This is a genomic window from Enterococcus sp. DIV0170 (assembly GCF_051710765.1).
In the GTDB taxonomy this organism is placed as follows: domain Bacteria; phylum Bacillota; class Bacilli; order Lactobacillales; family Enterococcaceae; genus Enterococcus_A; species Enterococcus_A raffinosus.
This window is the reverse complement of the sequence record NZ_JBIOLG010000002.1, coordinates 210766-229278: the sequence shown is the minus strand read 5'-3', so window position 1 is coordinate 229278 and position 18513 is coordinate 210766. Positions and strand designations below refer to the sequence as shown.

Annotated in this window: 15 protein-coding genes and 2 riboswitches; of the genes, 8 read left to right on the top strand and 7 right to left on the bottom strand. The window is 38.5% G+C overall.

Features of this window, described 5'->3' with window-relative positions; genetic code table 11:
- Nucleotides 1-460: 460 nt before the first annotated feature.
- Both IGI50_RS16750 and IGI50_RS16745 read left to right on the top strand, forming a co-directional pair.
- Nucleotides 461-1990 (top strand): ABC-F family ATP-binding cassette domain-containing protein, encoded by a 1530-nt coding sequence (locus tag IGI50_RS16750; RefSeq protein WP_438777754.1) that lies wholly within the window; start codon nt 461-463, stop codon nt 1988-1990.
- A 251-nt stretch (nt 1991-2241) separates the two neighbouring features.
- The gene (locus tag IGI50_RS16745; RefSeq protein ID WP_438777752.1) at nt 2242-2832 is read left to right on the top strand and encodes a helix-turn-helix domain-containing protein; all 591 of its coding nucleotides are present in this window, start codon (nt 2242-2244) and stop codon (nt 2830-2832) included.
- A 43-nt stretch (nt 2833-2875) separates the two neighbouring features.
- On the opposite strand, the gene IGI50_RS16740 is transcribed toward IGI50_RS16745, so the two are convergent.
- Nucleotides 2876-3316: a hypothetical protein gene (locus IGI50_RS16740; RefSeq protein WP_338289548.1), complete on the bottom strand. Its 441-nt coding sequence runs from the start codon at nt 3314-3316 to the stop codon at nt 2876-2878.
- A 163-nt stretch (nt 3317-3479) separates the two neighbouring features.
- On the opposite strand from IGI50_RS16740, the gene IGI50_RS16735 reads away from it, so the two are divergent.
- Complete coding sequence (locus IGI50_RS16735; RefSeq protein WP_438777751.1) at nt 3480-5051, top strand: Nramp family divalent metal transporter; 1572 nt, start codon at nt 3480-3482, stop codon at nt 5049-5051.
- A gap of 40 nt (nt 5052-5091) precedes the next feature.
- Here the strand turns inward: IGI50_RS16735 and IGI50_RS16730 are convergent, their stop codons facing one another.
- On the bottom strand, nt 5092-5808 hold the full coding sequence (locus IGI50_RS16730) for a DUF5131 family protein (protein WP_438777750.1): 717 nt from the start codon (nt 5806-5808) through the stop codon (nt 5092-5094).
- Nucleotides 5809-5941: 133 nt separating this feature from the next.
- Here IGI50_RS16730 and IGI50_RS16725 point away from each other — a divergent pair, with 133 nt between their 5' ends.
- The 3 genes from IGI50_RS16725 (at nt 5942) to IGI50_RS16715 (ending at nt 8352) form a co-directional block, all read left to right on the top strand.
- Nucleotides 5942-6211, top strand: coding sequence for a hypothetical protein (locus tag IGI50_RS16725; protein ID WP_010743760.1), 270 nt, complete (start codon nt 5942-5944; stop codon nt 6209-6211).
- Nucleotides 6212-6253: 42 nt separating this feature from the next.
- The gene (locus tag IGI50_RS16720; protein WP_438777749.1) at nt 6254-7174 is read left to right on the top strand and encodes a DNA/RNA non-specific endonuclease; all 921 of its coding nucleotides are present in this window, start codon (nt 6254-6256) and stop codon (nt 7172-7174) included.
- Between the two features lie 161 nt (nt 7175-7335).
- Complete coding sequence (locus IGI50_RS16715; RefSeq protein ID WP_438777748.1) at nt 7336-8352, top strand: LPXTG cell wall anchor domain-containing protein; 1017 nt, start codon at nt 7336-7338, stop codon at nt 8350-8352.
- Between the two features lie 39 nt (nt 8353-8391).
- Here the strand turns inward: IGI50_RS16715 and fsa are convergent, their stop codons facing one another.
- Nucleotides 8392-9039, bottom strand: a complete 648-nt coding sequence (fsa, locus tag IGI50_RS16710) for a fructose-6-phosphate aldolase (protein ID WP_010743763.1) — start codon at nt 9037-9039, stop codon at nt 8392-8394.
- Nucleotides 9040-9276: 237 nt separating this feature from the next.
- Between fsa and IGI50_RS16705 the strand changes: the two genes are divergently transcribed.
- Nucleotides 9277-9648, top strand: a complete 372-nt coding sequence (locus IGI50_RS16705; RefSeq protein WP_438777747.1) for a YxeA family protein — start codon at nt 9277-9279, stop codon at nt 9646-9648.
- A 76-nt stretch (nt 9649-9724) separates the two neighbouring features.
- Here the strand turns inward: IGI50_RS16705 and IGI50_RS16700 are convergent, their stop codons facing one another.
- Both IGI50_RS16700 and IGI50_RS16695 read right to left on the bottom strand, forming a co-directional pair.
- Nucleotides 9725-10150, bottom strand: a complete 426-nt coding sequence (locus tag IGI50_RS16700; protein WP_438777746.1) for a universal stress protein — start codon at nt 10148-10150, stop codon at nt 9725-9727.
- Nucleotides 10140-11723, bottom strand: a complete 1584-nt coding sequence (locus IGI50_RS16695) for an Nramp family divalent metal transporter (RefSeq protein WP_438778430.1) — start codon at nt 11721-11723, stop codon at nt 10140-10142. Before IGI50_RS16695 ends, IGI50_RS16700 begins: the two co-directional genes overlap by 11 nt.
- A 463-nt stretch (nt 11724-12186) precedes the next feature.
- Nucleotides 12187-12353: riboswitch (M-box (ykoK) riboswitch) on the top strand.
- 83 nt (nt 12354-12436) lie between these two features.
- Between IGI50_RS16695 and IGI50_RS16690 the strand changes: the two genes are divergently transcribed.
- Nucleotides 12437-13561, top strand: coding sequence for an LCP family protein (locus tag IGI50_RS16690; protein ID WP_438777745.1), 1125 nt, complete (start codon nt 12437-12439; stop codon nt 13559-13561).
- A gap of 212 nt (nt 13562-13773) precedes the next feature.
- Here IGI50_RS16690 and IGI50_RS16685 read toward each other — a convergent pair whose 3' ends face one another.
- Nucleotides 13774-16464 carry an InlB B-repeat-containing protein gene (locus tag IGI50_RS16685; RefSeq protein ID WP_438777743.1) on the bottom strand — a complete coding sequence of 897 codons (2691 nt, stop codon included), beginning with the start codon at nt 16462-16464 and terminating at the stop codon, nt 13774-13776.
- Between the two features lie 657 nt (nt 16465-17121).
- Nucleotides 17122-18018 carry a LysR family transcriptional regulator gene (locus IGI50_RS16680; protein WP_438777742.1) on the bottom strand — a complete coding sequence of 299 codons (897 nt, stop codon included), beginning with the start codon at nt 18016-18018 and terminating at the stop codon, nt 17122-17124.
- Nucleotides 18019-18318: 300 nt separating this feature from the next.
- Nucleotides 18319-18485, top strand: a riboswitch (M-box (ykoK) riboswitch).
- The last annotated feature ends 28 nt before the right edge of the window (nt 18486-18513 follow it).

The window sequence follows — 18513 nt, the reverse complement described above, 5'->3', positions numbered from 1 at the left end:
AAAGCAGGGGCTTTTTTGTGTCTTCGTCTTACATAATTGTTCGTTCATGATAAGGTAAATCCATGTCTTCTTCTGCTTGATTCAAGCTATACTAAAGCAACAAAAAAATACGGAGGTTGAAAATCATGAAAAAAATGTTATTTCCATTCTTCGCAGTAAGTTATTTCTTGGCTCATATGACGTTGCATCTGACCCTTCATCCCATTCATTGGGTGGCTGGTTTGTTTAATTAGTGAGGAATCGATATGATTGAATTAATAATCGACTTTTTTATCAGCTTAATCAGCTGGAGCGTGGAATTTTTTGGACAAATGATTGATATCATTTCGGATATTATTGTCTATTTATTCTCTGCCCAGCTTTAAAAAAATTCCGGAGTCCTTAAAAAGGGCTCTTTTTTTCTTGACTATCCCCTTCTTTTGTTAGAAGATGAGAGTTTGAGTAAGAAAGTAGGAGAAACATGAGTATCTTAGATTTAACAGGCATCGCCCAACAATTTGGCGACAAAATCCTGTATGAGGATTTAGAATTACATTTGAATAAAGGGGAACACCTTGGGCTGATTGGACAAAATGGCGCAGGAAAAAGTACCTTGATTAAAATCATTACCGGAGAACAGTTGCCGGATGAAGGCACCATTGCTTGGCAAAAAAATATCCATGTAGGGTATTTAGACCAATACGTTGAAGTTGATCCAACCCTGTCTATCAAGGAATTCTTGAAAACTGCCTATGCGGCAGATTTTGAAAAAGAAGCAAAAATCGGTGAGCTTTACATGGCCTACAGCGAATCTATGGATGATAAGCTGTTAGAAAGAGCGGGGCGCTTACAAACAGAGTTAGACCAAGGAGATTTCTATCAAATTGATACCTTGATCGCTGAAATGAGCAGCGGATTAGGCTTAGATGTTTTGGGTATGGACACCCCGCTGGAAGACTTGAGCGGCGGACAGCGTTCAAAACTGATTTTAGCAAAATTATTGTTGGAAAAACCAGATGTATTGATCTTGGATGAGCCGACAAACCATTTAGATGATGAGCATGTTGCATGGCTGAGTCAGTTTCTTCAAGATTTTGCCGGTACCTTTGTGGTGATTTCTCATGATCGTGATTTTTTGAATCAAATTACCACGCATATCGCCGACATTGAGTTTGGGAAATTAACCAAGTATACAGGCAATTTGACGAAGGCGCTAAAACAAAAAGAGCAATTTCAAGAAACCTATATGAAACAATACGCTGCACAAAAACGTCAGATTGAAAAAACAGAAGCCTATATTCGCAAGTACAAGGCCGGTTCACGTTCAACAATGGCGAAAAGCCGGCAAAAGCAATTGGATAAGGTGGAACGTTTGACTCCACCCTCTTCCAATGCGGTGGCTCACTTTGAATTTCCTTATGCGCCGATTGTAACAACACTAGCGCTTGAAACTACTGATCTTGAGATCGGCTATCTAAAACCGCTGTTGGCTCCCATCAACATTACTTTACGTTTTGGGGAAAAGGTCGCGATTCGTGGATTTAACGGAATTGGTAAGTCCACCCTACTGAAAACATTGATTGGAGCAATTCCTAAAATAGCGGGTGAATTCCATTTTCCAGCCAATACAAAAATTAATTATTTTGAGCAGGACCTGCAATGGGAAAATCCGTACCAAACACCGCTACAATATTTAAGCGAGCATTTCCCAAAAGAAACCGTGAAAGAATTGCGGAAGCATCTTGCAAAAGCAGGGTTGCCAAATCAACTCGCTCAGGAACCACTTAGCACCTTAAGTGGTGGAGAACAAACCAAGGTCAAGCTATGTCAAATGACCATGCAAAAAGGTAACTTATTGATTCTCGATGAACCAACCAATCACATCGACCAAGCCACAAAAGATAGTCTGCGTGAAAGCTTGGCGAACTTTGCCGGCACTGTTATCGTCGTTTCCCATGAGGAAGGTTTTTATCAGGATTGGACCGATCGTGTGATCGAGATCAGTCAGTAAATAATCTACTAAATTAGCCTATAAGAATTGCTCCAGCAACTGCTCCTATTTCTAGGAAGAATTGCTGGAGTTTTTTTCGTAATTTGATTTAAGAAAAATTTTGAGAGAAACTCCTCGTTTTTTTATCCACGATAAAACGGGATGTGATACTATTTAATTAGTAATACTAAGGCTCAACTGTTAGTTGAGGGCTTTTTTCACGCGTTCAATCAAAGGTTGATTGCCTATTGTATATCTTGGAGGATAAACTAATGGTAGAGATCGGAACAACTATCAAAGAATTGAGACAGGCTAAGAGAATGTCCCAAAAAGAGCTAGCAGAGCATCTGCACGTTACACCTCAAGCCGTGTCCAAGTGGGAGCTTGGCAAAAGCTATCCTGACCTAGACACTTTGCTTCAGCTGAGTGACTTTTTCCATATCTCGACAGATAAACTGCTGGGGAATGCTTCGCCATCATTCCTCGAGGCCCTCTTTTCAAAGAAAGGAAACAGGACTATGAAAAAGAATGCCCCTGAATCAAAACCAGAGTATCCAAAAGGCCCCGTTCCAAAAGCGATAAAGGTAGAGAATGCCGCTAATTATCTAATGATCACTTTTGACAATGGAGAAACGCGCTACTTAAGATCTCATTACCTTGATGACTACTTAGATGCCTATTCTCTAAAAAAAGGACGAGGAAAAAGACGGCTCCTTATCGGTGGTGGGCCAGCAACGATGTGGCTTGGCACTGAAATTGAGATCTTAGAGGATGGTACAGTCCTTTTATTCGGCAAAGACCGTTATTCTCCTCAAGAACTGTGGTATGACAGCCAGTCTAGAGCCATCGATCTATCAGAATAAAGAAAAAAAGGGCTTCCCATTTCGAGGCCCTTTCATATTGTCTTTATAACCATTGAAGTTCTTTACATTCCTTTAACGTCAAGCCAAAACTTTCGTAATTCTCCATCACGCGCTGACGTAAACTTGGATCTTCCGTCCCTTCTTTGATCAGCACATCAATTCCTGCCGGTGTGACCAAGGACTTCTCAAACCGAATGACCAATAGATCTCCCTTCATCGTTACGACTTTCCAATGACTACTTAATAATCTCAACATACCGACTCCACGCCAGACAAACTGATCTCCCGCTAAACGATCGATTCCTCTAATCTGCTTCGTTTTTCCGTTGGCTTCATATTCCACCAGATCAAGTAGCTCTACTGTCTTTTTCTCCGTTCGTTTGTAAGTGATTCGCGGATGTTTTCTTTTCTCAGACAACCACATAGGAAACGTCGTACCTTTGATTGTCCAAGTGCCATCAAGCTGCGTCTGCCATTTTTTCATGCTTCCACCTCAGTTTCTTCTTTTTAGTGTAAAATACATTCGATTTTCACAAAAGAAATATGCTTTTTCGTAATTTTAGGCATGCCGAATCTTTTTCTTTTCATTTCCTGATTTTGGGTGTATGATTGCTTCGTAGAAAAGTTTATAGAAAGGTGGGAGCTTTTTGAGTAAAAACAAACATCCCATTTTAGAACATACAAACGGACTTTCTTTAGAGGAGGTCAATGGTACGATCAAGGTACCGAAAGGAAAAAGTTTCTGGCGGACATTGCTCGCCTATTCAGGACCGGGGGCACTCGTTGCTGTCGGATATATGGACCCAGGAAACTGGTCAACCTCGATTACCGGGGGGCAAAACTTCCAATACCTTTTAATGTCAGTTATTTTGATTTCTAGTTTAGTGGCGATGCTTTTGCAATATATGGCGGCTAAACTAGGAATTGTCACTCGCATGGACTTAGCGCAAGCGATACGAGCGCGAACCAGTAAATCATTGGGGCTTGTTCTTTGGATATTGACTGAGTTGGCGATTATGGCAACAGACATTGCGGAAGTAATCGGAGCTGCCATTGCCTTGTATCTCTTATTCAATATTCCGCTGGTCATCGCTGTCTTCATTACTGTTTTCGATGTCTTTTTATTACTGCTGCTGACAAAGGTCGGCTTTCGAAAGATTGAAGCAATCGTTGTTTGTTTGATTTTTGTGATTCTTTTCGTTTTTATTTATCAAGTGGCCTTGTCTGATCCTAACTGGGGGGATGTCTTAAAGGGCTTTATCCCGACGAGCGAAACATTCGCCAATGATCCTGCAATTGGTGGGCAAACCCCGTTAACAGGAGCCTTAGGAATTATCGGGGCAACGGTTATGCCCCACAATTTGTATCTTCACTCCGCGGTTTCACAAACTCGCGAAGTCGATCATGACGATGAAGAAGATGTTGCAAATGCGGTTCGTTTCACCACTTGGGATTCGAATATTCAATTGTCTTTAGCCTTTTTAGTCAATGCTCTCCTATTAATCATGGGGGTGGCAGTCTTTAAAACAGGCACTGTCAAGGACCCCTCATTCTTTGGTCTTTATGAAGCCTTGTCAAACCCAGCTACTATGAGCAACGGTATTTTAATGAGTGTCGCAAAAACTGGCGCACTTTCCACCTTATTCGCTGTTGCATTACTAGCCTCAGGTCAAAACTCGACGATTACTGGTACCTTGACTGGACAAGTAATCATGGAAGGCTTCGTCCATATGCGGATGCCAATCTGGCTTCGTCGTTTGGTCACTCGTCTAATATCGGTTGTGCCTGTATTGATCTGCGTGCTGCTTACTCGTGGCGATACAGTGGTTGAAGAGCATGAAGCCTTGAACAATTTAATGAATAATTCACAGGTCTTCTTGGCCTTTGCCCTCCCATTCTCCATGCTGCCGTTGTTAATGATGACCAATAGTAAAGTCGAAATGGGCGAACGGTTTAAAAACAAACGAATCATTCAGTTCCTCGGTTGGGTCTCAGTGGTGGGCTTGACGTATCTGAACTTGATTGGCTTACCTAGCCAAATCGAAGGCTTCTTCGGTGACAATGCCACCGCAATGGAACTCGCAACTGCCGATACCATTGCTTATGTTTTGATTGCCGCAGTATTGGCTCTGCTAGTATGGACAGTCGTTGAACTACACAAAGGCAATAAACGTGTTGCACTGGCTGCTAAAGAATTAGATGAAGATCTATCGGACTAATAAAAAACAGAAATCCCTATTTAACAGGATTTCTGTTTTTTTATTTGCTTGGATACCAATTAATATCAGCCTTTTTCGCTTGTGAGAAAAGTTGGCGATAAGTTAATTTGTAGTCGTTTCCATCCTTGATGAAATGGGTGCCGCATTGACGAAATTCAAAGGGAATGTTCCGTGTAATGGCTTCCTCCCTCACCTTCAAAATCCAATCATAATTCAAGGGTCGAGCATTTCTATGGTACTCTCCGCCTGCGACCACTAATTCCACATCGTCGAGATAATCATTGATGGTCACTTCTTCAATCAAAGGTTGGCAGATAATATTTTTATGCTTAATCGGCAGCTGCTGCAGCAAGGACAATCGTTGATTTGCGCGCGTCTGGTTTTCTACAGATACACCGATGGTCACATTGTCATAGCCATCGCCCCAATCCTCAGGAACCACGTCCATTAACCGTTCAATGCGCTTCGTTAAGAAAATGAACTCTAAATCTTTCCGTTCTTTGATCATCTGCCAGCACTCTTCACGCCACGGATCCGCTTCTTCAATCAAAAAATCACTGGAAAAGCAGACGTAAACCTTTTGTCCACCCTTCATTTTGTAGCCATTTTTCGTTTTTTTGATCGGCGCATCAAATTGAGCAGATTTTTCAATCTTGCTTGTATCAATCGCCCGTTTTTTGTCGCCTTCATGAATAAAACAGTATTTACAGCCCTCGCTAACGCGGCGACAGCCTCGCCACGGGTTCCACATTGCCATGTTCTCACCTGCTTTTTTCTTTTATCTTATCAAATATACGTTTGAAAGTGCGAACTATTTCTTTATCAAAGCATTAATTGCCTAAAAATGCTAAAATCAAGCTATAGATTTTTATAAAAAAGGAAGTGATTTTTTGGAAGAATATCGCGGCTTATTAGAAAAAACGATTTTACTGCAAGAAAAGCCGATCATGATGTCTTTGTTGATTATGAGTGATGGCGAGAACAAAACAGAGGTCTTGATCAAAGACCGCTATTTATCAAGCTACGTTTTCCGTCTGCCGGAAAATAAATATAGAATTCATATCGAAGGTCGCCGCAACAAACGAAATCAGCTTGTTGCCAAGCACTTTGAGATCATGAATCCTGATGAATATATCAAGATTATCGGTGCACCAGAATAAATCGAGCAACACAAAGATAGTAAAAGAATAGGAGCAATTCCCTTGTCAAAGAAAACTAAACTAGTTGCTGCAATCGTGATTGCGGCAGCTAGTTTCGCTGTGTATAGCGTAAAAGATCAGTTTCAAGATACAAAAACAACGTCACCTACTGCCTCTCAAACACATGTAATCTCTGGGCAGGGGGATTTAGCCAAACTTGAATACGAAGGCACTCAAACCATTGAGATTAACCAAAATAAGCCAACATTTTCCAAAGAAGACCTTTCCACTGAAAAGGGTCCTTGGGAAAAATACGGAGATTTAGATTCTTTGAATCGAGCAACAGCTGCGGAAGCATTGTTGAATAAAAAGCTGATGCCAACAGAAAAACGGGGAGAAATTTCCAGTGTGACGCCTACTGGATGGCACAGCAAAAAAATCAATGGCCAATATTTGTACAATCGTTCTCACCTGATCGGTTATCAGCTAAGCGGAGAAAATGCCAACTGGAAAAACTTGATTACTGGCACTCGCCAGTTAAATAGTCCGGAAATGCTGCGGTTTGAAATGGATATCAAATATTACCTCGAGAAAAGTACGAAAAATTATGTCCGTTACTCGGTTGTTCCCGTGTTCCGTGGAGATGAATTACTTGCTCGTGGCGTTCATATGATGGCGCAATCAGTTGGCAGTGACGCGATTCATTTTAACGTGTACATCTTTAATGTCCAAGAGGGCGTCACCTTGAACTATGCGGACGGAACCAGTACCCTTGCAAAAACAGTAAGCACCCATACTTCGTCCTCTGCCCCATCTTCAAGCAAGGAATATGTCGATGGTAACGGAAAAGGATTGATCAAAGGCTCAAAAAGCGGCGTCTATCATCTGCCAGGTAGTAAATATTACGACAATACCACAAATCCCAAGGCATGGTTCAAAACCATTGAGGAGGCAAAAAAGGCAGGGTATCAGGCACCAAAATAATTTTTGAAAGAAAATTCACACTTTTACTTTACAGATACATTTCTTATGTTACAATATTGTTACGAAATAATTAAAGATATTCTTCAACTCCAATATGCTCAGAAGTGAGTGGTTGAGTATCGCATAAGAAATGAGTTCACATCATTAAAGGAGTGAGATTTTTGAAAAAAACATTAGTAGCTTTATCATTACTCGTTCTATTCCCCATCAGTGCCTATGCAGAAACTGAAAGCTCCACTGTATCAGACAATGCGGCTGTAGCTTCAACCGAACAATCAGCACCCATCCAAGATCAAAGCGCCGACAATACTGTGGTTGACTCAAGTGCTCCAGCTGATGCAACTATGGCTAGCGGCACAGAAAACAGTGAAACGAAAGATGTTCAGAAAGCACAGGATAAAACCGTTGATCAAATTGAAAAGGAAACGGGCGTGAAAAAAAGCAGCGACCCTATCGGGAATGAACAGGATACCAATAAGATTCGTGAGATGCTGAAGGACGAGTCAATGAAGAGTATTATTTCTCCCAGTGAAGTTGACGGCTATACCGATCAGCAATTATTAAATGCTATGACGGTAAATGTTAGAATCAGCACAGACACCTATGGTTTAGATGTTGGCGGCTATGCTCGGATTCTTCAAGCACTTTACAAAGACAACACCCTATCTTGGGATAAAATCCAAAATATCTTAAATTACAATCCTAGTAACTACACCAACGCGATTGAAATGGCGGATCAAATTGACAGTTTGCAGGCATATTTAGCCGCGCTTTATCCAAGTAACAGCTCATTCATGCCGATTCGTCAAATGAGCAATCAGGAATTAACCAATGTTCTGAAACACATTTCACCAATTCAAGAAAAGATGATTGGTACGGACGGCGACTTTTTCCCAGGCATCATCGCTTGGATCGCACGTTATTCGAAAGATGACGCTATTCGCAATGGTACAGCTGCGAATACAACCACCAGCACCACGGAGGAATCTACGACAGCCTCAACGACTCAAAGTGCTGAAAACAAAGCGTCCGCAAAAGATGAGACAACCAAAAAAGACGACAAAGGCGGCTTCCTGCCAAAAACCGGTGAAGAAAGAAGAACCTGGTTGACGGTTGCTGGGGTAATTATCTTAGCCCTTATCGCTTTTATCATGGTTCGTCGAAACCGTAAAAAATAAAGAAAATCAGTGAGCGGAGAAACTCTGCTCACTGATTTTTTATTTTGATTGAAATGCCTGCCAATCAGCTTCGAATTGAGCGATGCCATTGGTAGTCAAGGGATGGCTCCACAATTTCGGGAACAGGCTGCCTGGAATCGTAGCAATGTCTGACCCAGCTAACGCCGCTTCTTCCACGTGACCTAGATGCCGAACACTTGCAGCAATAATCTCTGTATCAAAATCATAAATATCAAAAATATCTCGTAAATCACTGACTAATTGGATTCCATCTGAAGCGATATCATCCAAACGTCCTAAAAAGGGACTGACATAAGTGGCGCCGGCTTTTGCAGCCATTAAGCCCTGCGCCGCTGAAAAAATCAACGTCACATTGGTTTTGATTCCTTCTTTTGATAGGGTATAGACCGCTTGTAGGCCTGCTTCAGTCATCGGGATTTTAACGACGATATTCTTCGCCCATTGACTTATTTCTCTCGCTTCGCGAATCATCCCTTCACTTTCCAGCGAAGTAACCTCCGCACTGACTGGTCCAGGAACCAACGCGCAGATTTCTTTGATAACCGTCTCAAAGTCTCTGCCCTCTTTTGCGATAATCGTTGGATTTGTTGTGACACCATCCACCAAGCCCAGCCGATTGATCCGCTCAATTTCTTCAATATTTGCCGTATCTAGAAAAAACTTCATGTTCTCCTCCTATAATAGGTCGTTCCATCAGCAACAGTCGCATTTGCACCTAGCCAACAATCAAAATAAAGCGTTTTCTCTTCTATCTAGAGTATACCACTCTCCTTTCCTCCTTCAACTTTCAGCTTAACGTTGTGACAATTTTGTTCGTTTCAGATAGGTCCCTCGCCCGATTTTCGAAAGAACATTTCTTGATACGCTATATGTATCAACAATGAAAGGAAGGTCATACTACTTATGATCAAAAAAATATTAGGCGTTATCGCCTTCATCGCCATTTTACTCTTTGGATCGATGCTCTACTCAAAAAACTCATCCAGCGAGATCGCTGGGGTTATGGATCAGCTAAACCCATTAGTAAAGGAAAGTGAGCTCTATGTAAAGACAACAAAACCACAATCCGTCAATGAATATGGGACAGCCAGCTACCAGCAATTAGCAGCCAATAAAGAGGGAGAGACACGGACGATTCAATTTAACGGCCTCTCTGAATTAAAAACCGATCGTTACCTGAAGCTAACAAATAAAGGTGCTCATGTAGAAACTTACGAAGAAGTTCGCAGAGATCAAGTACCGGAAAAAGCTTTAAATGAAATTGATCCGCGATAAAAGAAAGGTTCGCCTGTTTTTAGTAACAAGCGAACCTTTTTTCTGAATTCTTGCCTTCTTGTGTAAAGCCTTCGGTCTAACGAATGATCATTGTTGAGACTTTTGCGTATCTGGCCATATAAGCGGCCTGACTTCCGAAAAAGTCTCTGATTTTGCTCGTTGACTTTGAACCAATGACTAACAGATCCGGCTGATTTAATGGGATAAATTTATTAACGATCAATTCTCCGGGATTTCCTTTATTCACGATCGTGGTTACATGTACCACACCCGAAGTGAGCGCCTCCTGTTTGTATTTTTCACTTCGCCCTCTTAAATCATTTAGCTCCTTTTCCCAATAATTCTTATCTAAAGACTGATAAACATTGATATTTTTTTCCTCCAAAATAGAAACAATAATTAGTTCAGCCATCTCTTGACGTGCCTCCTGTATAGCAAAATGAAATGCTTTTAGCGCATCTGGACTCTCGTCTACGCCAACCATAATCTTCCTAAAGCTCATCGTCATGCCTCCTTTCCATACTTTTCCGCCTCAATTGCTGGGCATAACGCCTATCTCCTTTATATAGCTCAACAATGGTCCAAATAAGAACAAGAAGAACCGCAACAATGATTCCATACGCGAGATTGTCCGCGAACTTAAACTGCTCTTTTGTGGGTCTATCGCCAAAAAAGCCTTCAATTTGATTTGGAAGTCCCTTCATATTTAGAAAAATCAACCCAAGAACGGATAGCCAGCCTAGAAACTTTACTAGCCAAGAATTTTTGAACCGTTCTCCCATCTCTACATGACTGTCTGTAAATATCAATAAGGGCAACATGGAAAATGGCAAAGCAAACGCCAGAAAAACTTGTGAATTATTCATTAGATTATTAATCGCAAGGTGCTCTTCCACTTCACTTTTTCCACTTGTCATGTACACACAGATTAATACAGGAATGACAGACAGTAATCGAGTGACTAGCCGCCGCAACCAGATAGGTACTCGCATATGAACGAATCCTTCCATAATAATTTGTCCTGTAAGCGTCCCAGTAATCGTTGAATTTTGACCAGAAGCCAATAAAGCAATTGCGAAAAGAATGGATAGTATTCCAGAGGTTGCTATGTGAGCCAAAATGGCATTATTCATGACATTGGGATCTGATAAGGCTTTAAACAAACCGAAAAATGAAGGATCCTTGACACTGCCCGTTTTGAAAACCGCTACGCCCATAATCAGGAGCAAAGAGTTGACAAAAAAGGCCATTATCAGCTGTATATTAGAGTCCCATTTTGAAAAACGCAAGGTACGGGCAATATCCTCTGGATCATCGTGATTAATCTTGCGACTTTGCACAATGGATGAATGCAGATAAAGATTATGCGGCATGACGGTTGCGCCAATGATTCCTAGAGCTCCTGTTAATGGCGTTTGTCCTGCGACTGCATGATTTGTAGAGAACGCTTCTGCACTTGGCACCAATCCTTTGATCACGTCTCGCCAAACTGGTTTTGACAACGCTACCTGATAAGCAAAAATAATGAAAATGACGACAATCAACACCACAACGATCGCCTCGATTTTCCTAAATCCGATTTTTGTTAATAGCAGCAGTAACAAGACATCAAAAACGGTAATGAATACCGCAATGAATAATGGAATATGGAATAACAGATAAAGAGCAATGGCTCCACCAATAACCTCTGCGATATCCGTTGCCATAATGGCCAACTCCGTTAAAAGCCAGAGTACGATGCCCAACAGTTTGCTGGTTCGCGCCCGAATCGCCTGTGCTAAGTCCATTTGAGAGACGATCCCTAGCTTGGCAGACATGTATTGCAAAAGCATCGCGATCAAACTGGACATGAGAATGATTGACATCAATAGGTATTGAAAATTCTGACCGCCAGTAATTGAAGTCGACCAGTTGCCGGGGTCCATATAGCCGACGGCAACAAGGGCACCTGGTCCAGAATAGGCGAACAAGGTTCTCCAAAAATTCATGTTCTTAGGAACTTCAATGGTTCCATTAATTTCTTCAAGTGATGGTCCATTTGCATACTCAACTAAATGATGTTTTGTGTGTGACACACTCCGTTTACTTTGCTGTGGATCATTCAATCAAATTCCTTCTTTCAAAAACGTCTTCTTAATTATTTTAGGCAACCCTAAAATATCGCAAGTGACGTGTTTTCGCAACAAGAAGATTTGTACAATGACCTTCTGTATCAGGCTTTTTTTAAAGGAGTTACGTTATCCCATGTCTATTCCTTTTCAGTGAAAATCATTTCTTTATGATTTGTTTCAACTCTTTTCGCTCCTAAAAGACGGCCTTCGCTAACACTCCTTCCTAAATACGAAATAATCGTTATTTTAAAAAATATTATTGTATATTCTTGTTCTTTTATCTTTCTCATTACGGATTTTTCGTAAAGGCTTTTCACCTATTTAATAATGTTTATTTAATAATGTCTTTTATAAATATATTGTTAAGAAAAACGATTCAACTGTTTTATTTGATCTCTCCTCGTTATTATATGTTCAGTTGACAGCTTAATTATCTTGTTAGGTGAGGCTTCTATACAAACATAGGCTATTGCGCAAAAACATCGAAAGATGCCAATGTGTAAAACACGAATGGTCGAATTAAGGCTCTTCTAAAAATAGCTAAGAATTTTCTTTACGTTGTATAGTGCTAAAACTCAGACGATGAGAGGACATGAAAGGACAGCCTTCTTATTGTGTGTAAGAAGGCTGTCCTTTTTGTTAATATAAACAATTTTAAATTGAAAGGAAGATTTATCATGAAACGCGTGCAAAAAATAATTTTACTTTGTCTAACGGCTATCCTAATGTGTACCATCTCTGTCTCCGCCTATTTCTTATTAGCCAATCAGCATTTAAAAAAAGCTCTGGCTAACGGCTATCACCCCATAAAAAATGAGTATCAAACACAAAGCAAGCAAGATAGTGAAGCTTTTTTGATTATGGGCTTAGACAACACCATTGAAAGAAAGCTCGGCACCACTCGAACGGATGCCATGATGGTTATCACCATCAATAATAAAACGAAAAAGCTTACCTTCTGCAGTTTGCCGCGAGATAGCTTTGTACCTATTGAGGCCAAGAACTATCATGGCAATCAGCGGATCGAAGCCGCCTATACCTTTGGCGGGCCGACTGCATCTGTCAATACGGTAGAGAAACTACTGAAGATTCCGATTGCTCATTATTGCGTGTTTAATTTCTTATCCTTTATTCAGTTTATTGATGCCATTGGCGGGATCGATATCAATGTTCAGCATTCCTTTGATGGTGTAACAAAAGACGGTCCAGGGGCCATCCACTTCGATGAAGGGAAACAGCACGTTGATGGAACAAAGGCTTTATCCTATGCACGAGAACGTCACAGCGATAACGATATCATGCGGGGCTTTCGCCAGCAAGAAATTATCCAGGCGGTGGGAAAGAAATTGAAGTCAAAGGATACCGTTAAAAACCTTACAGGAATCATTGACTCGTTTGACAACAATATCCAAACCAATATTACTGGCGATCAGCTAATAGCACTGATGAAAAATAGTTTGGCTTACAGCGATTATGACAAACAACGGCTCACCTTTGATTGGCGAACCTTCAGTAATCAGGGGCGTAGTATGGTGGAACTATACCCAGACAGCATTCGCTACGTCAGTCATGAACTGAGAGTAAGTCTTGGAATAGATAAAAAGAATGAACAAGATAAGAAGGACTTTGTCTTCCAAACAAATGGGAATTACCTCTATCAAAGCGACTATTCTGTTCAGGATGAAGCCTCTGAAGAGAAGGAATCCACCTCCCATAACGGCAACACTTATGTTGGAACACCGGGAAATACCGAGACGGGTTCGCTTCCGACTGTTAAAACGAAAAATGGCTTTGTTCCTTGATAAGGTGTTCACTTTACCAAGGAACGTAGAAAACCTCTTATCTTATTCAAAGTAACGCGAATAAGACAAGAGGTTTTTTTACAAGTAACGAACCTGCTGCTAATTTTGAAATCATAAATGCTTTTTCAATATCGTATGATTAATCTTTCGTTTTATGTTCAAAAGATGTGTCCTCATTCATCCAACCTTTTTCCAAATAGAAGTCCCACTTTTCACATCTTATTAAAGTAATGATTTGTTTTTATTTTTAAACGTATTGTAACCACTACAAACAAAAATCCTACAAATATCAATATATAGTTTGTGCTATCGCTTGTTTTAGGATAACTCTTCTTTGCATTCAGTTGACTTTTACTTACTGGTATAGTCGTCTTGGATGATATCAAATTATTCGGACTATTGCTTTTTGTGGATTCATCAATTTTTAAAGCTGATTTTTCCTTCCATTTTGCATAGAGAGTTTGATTACTCGTGACAGGAGTCTTAAAATCCCATAAATCATTTAAATTTTTATCTCGGTACCAACCAACAAATTCATAACCATTTTTCTCAGGCTGTTTCGGCTCAGTAACATGCTTTCCTTCTTCCACTACTTGATTTGGAATTAATGATCCTCCATTACTTTCAAACGAAACTACAAAATTCTGACTTTTAGGGGCGCTTTCCTTCCATTTAGCTGTAAGTGTGATATCTTCCCCAATCATTTTATCTTTTGTAAAATCCCATGCAGCACCTTCTAAATACCAACCTTCAAAAACATGGCCCTCTTTTTTAGGTTCATCAGGCTGTTGAATGAATTCACCGGGCCAGACCTGTTGAGGTTCAGCATCTCCTACCCCGCCATTAAGTTCGAAATTCACTTGTTTTTTCGATGCTTTTACAAATACGTTTACGCCCATTAAATTATCCTGATCTTGAGCAATTCTATAATTATACCCAAAACTAATTGGTATCCCTTCTCCTTCAAATATAGCTTTGTCCCCTTCAATTCTCCACAACAAATCTTTTTCCATATCCTTTGGAACTTCTCGAAGTGAAAGGTTTTTTATCCTTTCTTTATCCTTAAGTAATGCTTCTAAATCCAATACCCAACTCCCATTTTCATAAGATATTTCTCTTTCAAAAGTTTGAATGGACAACTCAGCTTTTGAGAATGACAGACCTTCTTCTAAATCCAAATACGGTAGGGCATTACTTTTAATATCAATATGTTTCAATGTATTATTTGGATAAATTAGCTCTTCTAATTTCCCTGCATCCACAATCAAAAGTGTATTCAGTTTCGTTTGATTTGTTAAGTCAAGTTCTTTTATTTTTGTACGGTTTAAAGTTAGAAATTCAAGATTTTTATTTTCATTCAAATTGAGATCACTAATAGCTGTATAAGAAGCAAACAAATCAATTAATTTTGGATTAGCTGAGACATCTAAACTGCTAATAGATACATTGCTTTCTATATTAAGGCTCTCCAATTTTTCGTTATTATTAACGTTAATCTCAGATAATAAATTATTTTCTACAGCTAATGTTTTTAACTGTCTATTTTGATCAATTATTATATTCTCAAGATAGTTACCACTCAGAATAACACTTTCTAGTTCTTTGTATTGTGTTAAATCTAATTCACCAGTTAATTCAGCTTTTTCAATAGTTAAATTCTTAAGATTGTAGTTTTCTCCTAAATGAACTTTCCCTATAGATCCAGTTGAAATTGTGATATTTTTTAAAGTATTTACACTAGAAAAATCCGCATTCTTTATTGATGTATTTCTAAAAAATACGTTTTGCAAATTGGGAAGAAACTTTAAATCATCCAAATTGTTAATGACTAATGGTTCTGATTCATCATTGACAATACTTTTTATGCTAGCAAGATTCTCGATTGTAATTGGTTCGTTTCCATCAATGATTCCTTGAGTCAACCAATTACTAATTTCTGGAACGCCCGTATACACACCATCTAATACTTGTTGAAGTGTATATTTAAGTGCTTTTAATACTCCTGGATCTTTAATCAGTTCAGAATTTAACAAAATACTTTTACTATTAGTGATATTTATAGAAACAGTTAATCGGCTGGTACTATTTGCTTGATAAACATATTTTAGTTTCGTTGGTATACCTGCAACATGTTTTCTTAATAGAAATCCTTGTGGTACCTTTTCCCATAATTTTTCGTCTTCTGAATCAAGTATCACACGAGTAGGATCATAATTTTTTTGAAATATTTCGACATATGGAAGAAGAGTTTGTCCATTCGTTGTAATAACCTCTTTGTTTAGAGCAGGTTGCTCAATCGACAAATTCTTTACCGTTTCAGGAAGTATTAATTCAGTTATATCTGGTGCATTTAGAAAAAAGTTTGTAATTTGTGCTTTTGATAAATCTACACTTTTAATAACTCCTCCGTTAAGAATAAGTGTTTGAAGATTTGACAAATAATGAATTCCGTCAAAGTTATCAATATTCGATGACACTGAAAGTCCTATAAGTTGAGGAATCTTTTCAGTAATAGATGCCCCCTCTGATACCTTCAACTGATCTGCAATTGCTTTTCTAAAATTATCATTTGGAAAGAAACTATCAGTCAACTTGATATCAATAGCCTCATTACTATTCATTGAAGTTTGTTTCCTTATTCTAGGCTGACCCTGTGATTGAGAACTTCTAACAACAGAAGTATCCATTTCATGTGAACTGCTTTCTGTTTTTCTATTGGATTCTGATTGATTAACTGTAGATACTTCTTTAGAAGAACCTGAACTATTTTCCACTACAGATTCTTGCCTCTGATCTAAACTTTGGCTATCAAGTTCTTTCCCGAGAACAAGAGTAGCAGAAAAAAAATTTCCCCCTAGCATTAAACTAATTAGTAAAAGCTTTAAATAATTCTTTTTTCTCATTTTACACCTTCTCCTTTTTGCAAACAATTCATTATATTTAAGCTAGTTTGATTCGGAAATCATAAGAAATTTTCTATTCTTTTTGTAGGTGAAAACCCACAATTTCTAAAAAATCACACAATAATTCTTATAATACCCTCAAAACTATTAATCACTATTGTTTCATTAATATAACTAATTCATAAACAGTTTAGTATAACTATTAACGATACAAAAAGATAAACCCTTTAAAAATTTCATTTCCGAATAAATAACTTAAGTAATATAATTATAAATTAATAAAAAAGATATTGCAAAATAAACGAGTGGTACTAATTAAAAAATACTTAAAATATAATTAGGTAACACTGATATCGAATTCTACTATTAAATTAGTAAATTAAATAGGATGCATTATTTAACCTATTGTATTACCGATCATATATATCTATATTTTTAAAACAAATAGAAAAAACTTTCGAATAATTTGAATTAAAAAACATTTCTTAAAACACTCTTTTTTGGGAATTATTCATATAATTCCTTTTCGATACCTATTAAATGATGATAATTTTATAAAAGATCATGTTTTAAAAAGAGCTCCTAACTCTTCATACTAATAAACTATTATGTTTCCTAAGTCTTTTTATAATTATTGATCACCTATTCATGCATATTTTAGAAGAAATGTGTAATCCTGTTTTCTTTCATCTCAATTTCTTTGAATATCTGCTTTAAGTCGTTTTCTACTTCTTCAATGTCAAAAGCAGGAGCGCTTGTTTTATTTTTGTATAAATAGAACTCTAAGTTTAATCCATTGGGCAATGACAGGAAGTGAATCGATTCCCTTGATAACAATTCTTTTTCAATCGCATGAATCACGAACACCCCTTTTTTCTCCTTCAACCACTTATGAATCCCCAAACTGTCCGGGCAATAGAGATACTCAGGTGTAATACTGAAGAAGTCCGCTGTCCGTTGTGTTAATTGCTGATGGCCAAGGTGATCGCTCAAAACGATAAAGGGTATTTTTTCTAGATCTTTGGCGTCAGCTTGATTCAATTCATTTTTTACTAGGGAGGTATTTGCGGCCAAAACTACTTTTGAGCGAATCAATTCCATTCGCTCAAATTGAGGATCTTCCACCAAACTGCTAGTAATCACCAAATCTACTTCCCTGTTTTTTAATTGATTGAATAACTCTAATGGAGCAGCATTCACATAACGAATCGTGTAATCCACCTCTTTGCATGCACATTCTCCAGCTTCAAAAATAAAAATAGATTCGCTGATGCCTACTTTAAAGATTGGTCGATCAATCATTTGATAGAGCGGAAATTGAATTTTCTTAGCTTCATCAATGATACGTTTGACTACAGGGAGGATTTTCTCTCCTTTTTCACTTAAAATCAATTTCTTTCCTTGACGAAGAAATAGATCATAGCCGAGTTCGTTTTCGAGACTTTTCAATGCTGAGCTTAATGAAGAAACTCCTACATAGAGTTCCTGAGAAGCTTTAGAAAGACTGCTATATTTAGCGATAATATAGAAATACTCTAATTTTTCGATTGACATTTTTTCACATCCAAACATGTAGTATTTTAGGTCAACCTAATTTTGCTCCTCTATAGGCCAAACAATCAAGAAAGAACATTAAATAACAGATATTCTTTAACAGAGGTTAACGTTTGATCGCTTTTTTTCTGAAATTTGAAGGAAAACGTCTTTCATGAATCTGGAATGCGATTCCTTAATAAACGAAAAGGTGTAGAAACCCTTTGTTCCCAATAGCTCACTCTTGCTGCTTATTCATCAATAAGCTTTTCTCGATTGCTTTCCCCTTTTTCACGAGTATGATGGGTTTGCACAATAAAATAAAAATCATATTAGGTGAGGTTACTCTGAAGAACATAGGTTATCGCTCGGAAATGTCGAGAGACAGTAACGAGTAAAGCAGGGATTGTCGAATGAAGGCTTTCTCAAGATAACTAGAAACTTTTCTTACGTCTCAGAAAGCCAAAGCTCAATGAACGTGATTTCCTGATAAAATTAGTTATTCGGTGACCTCCT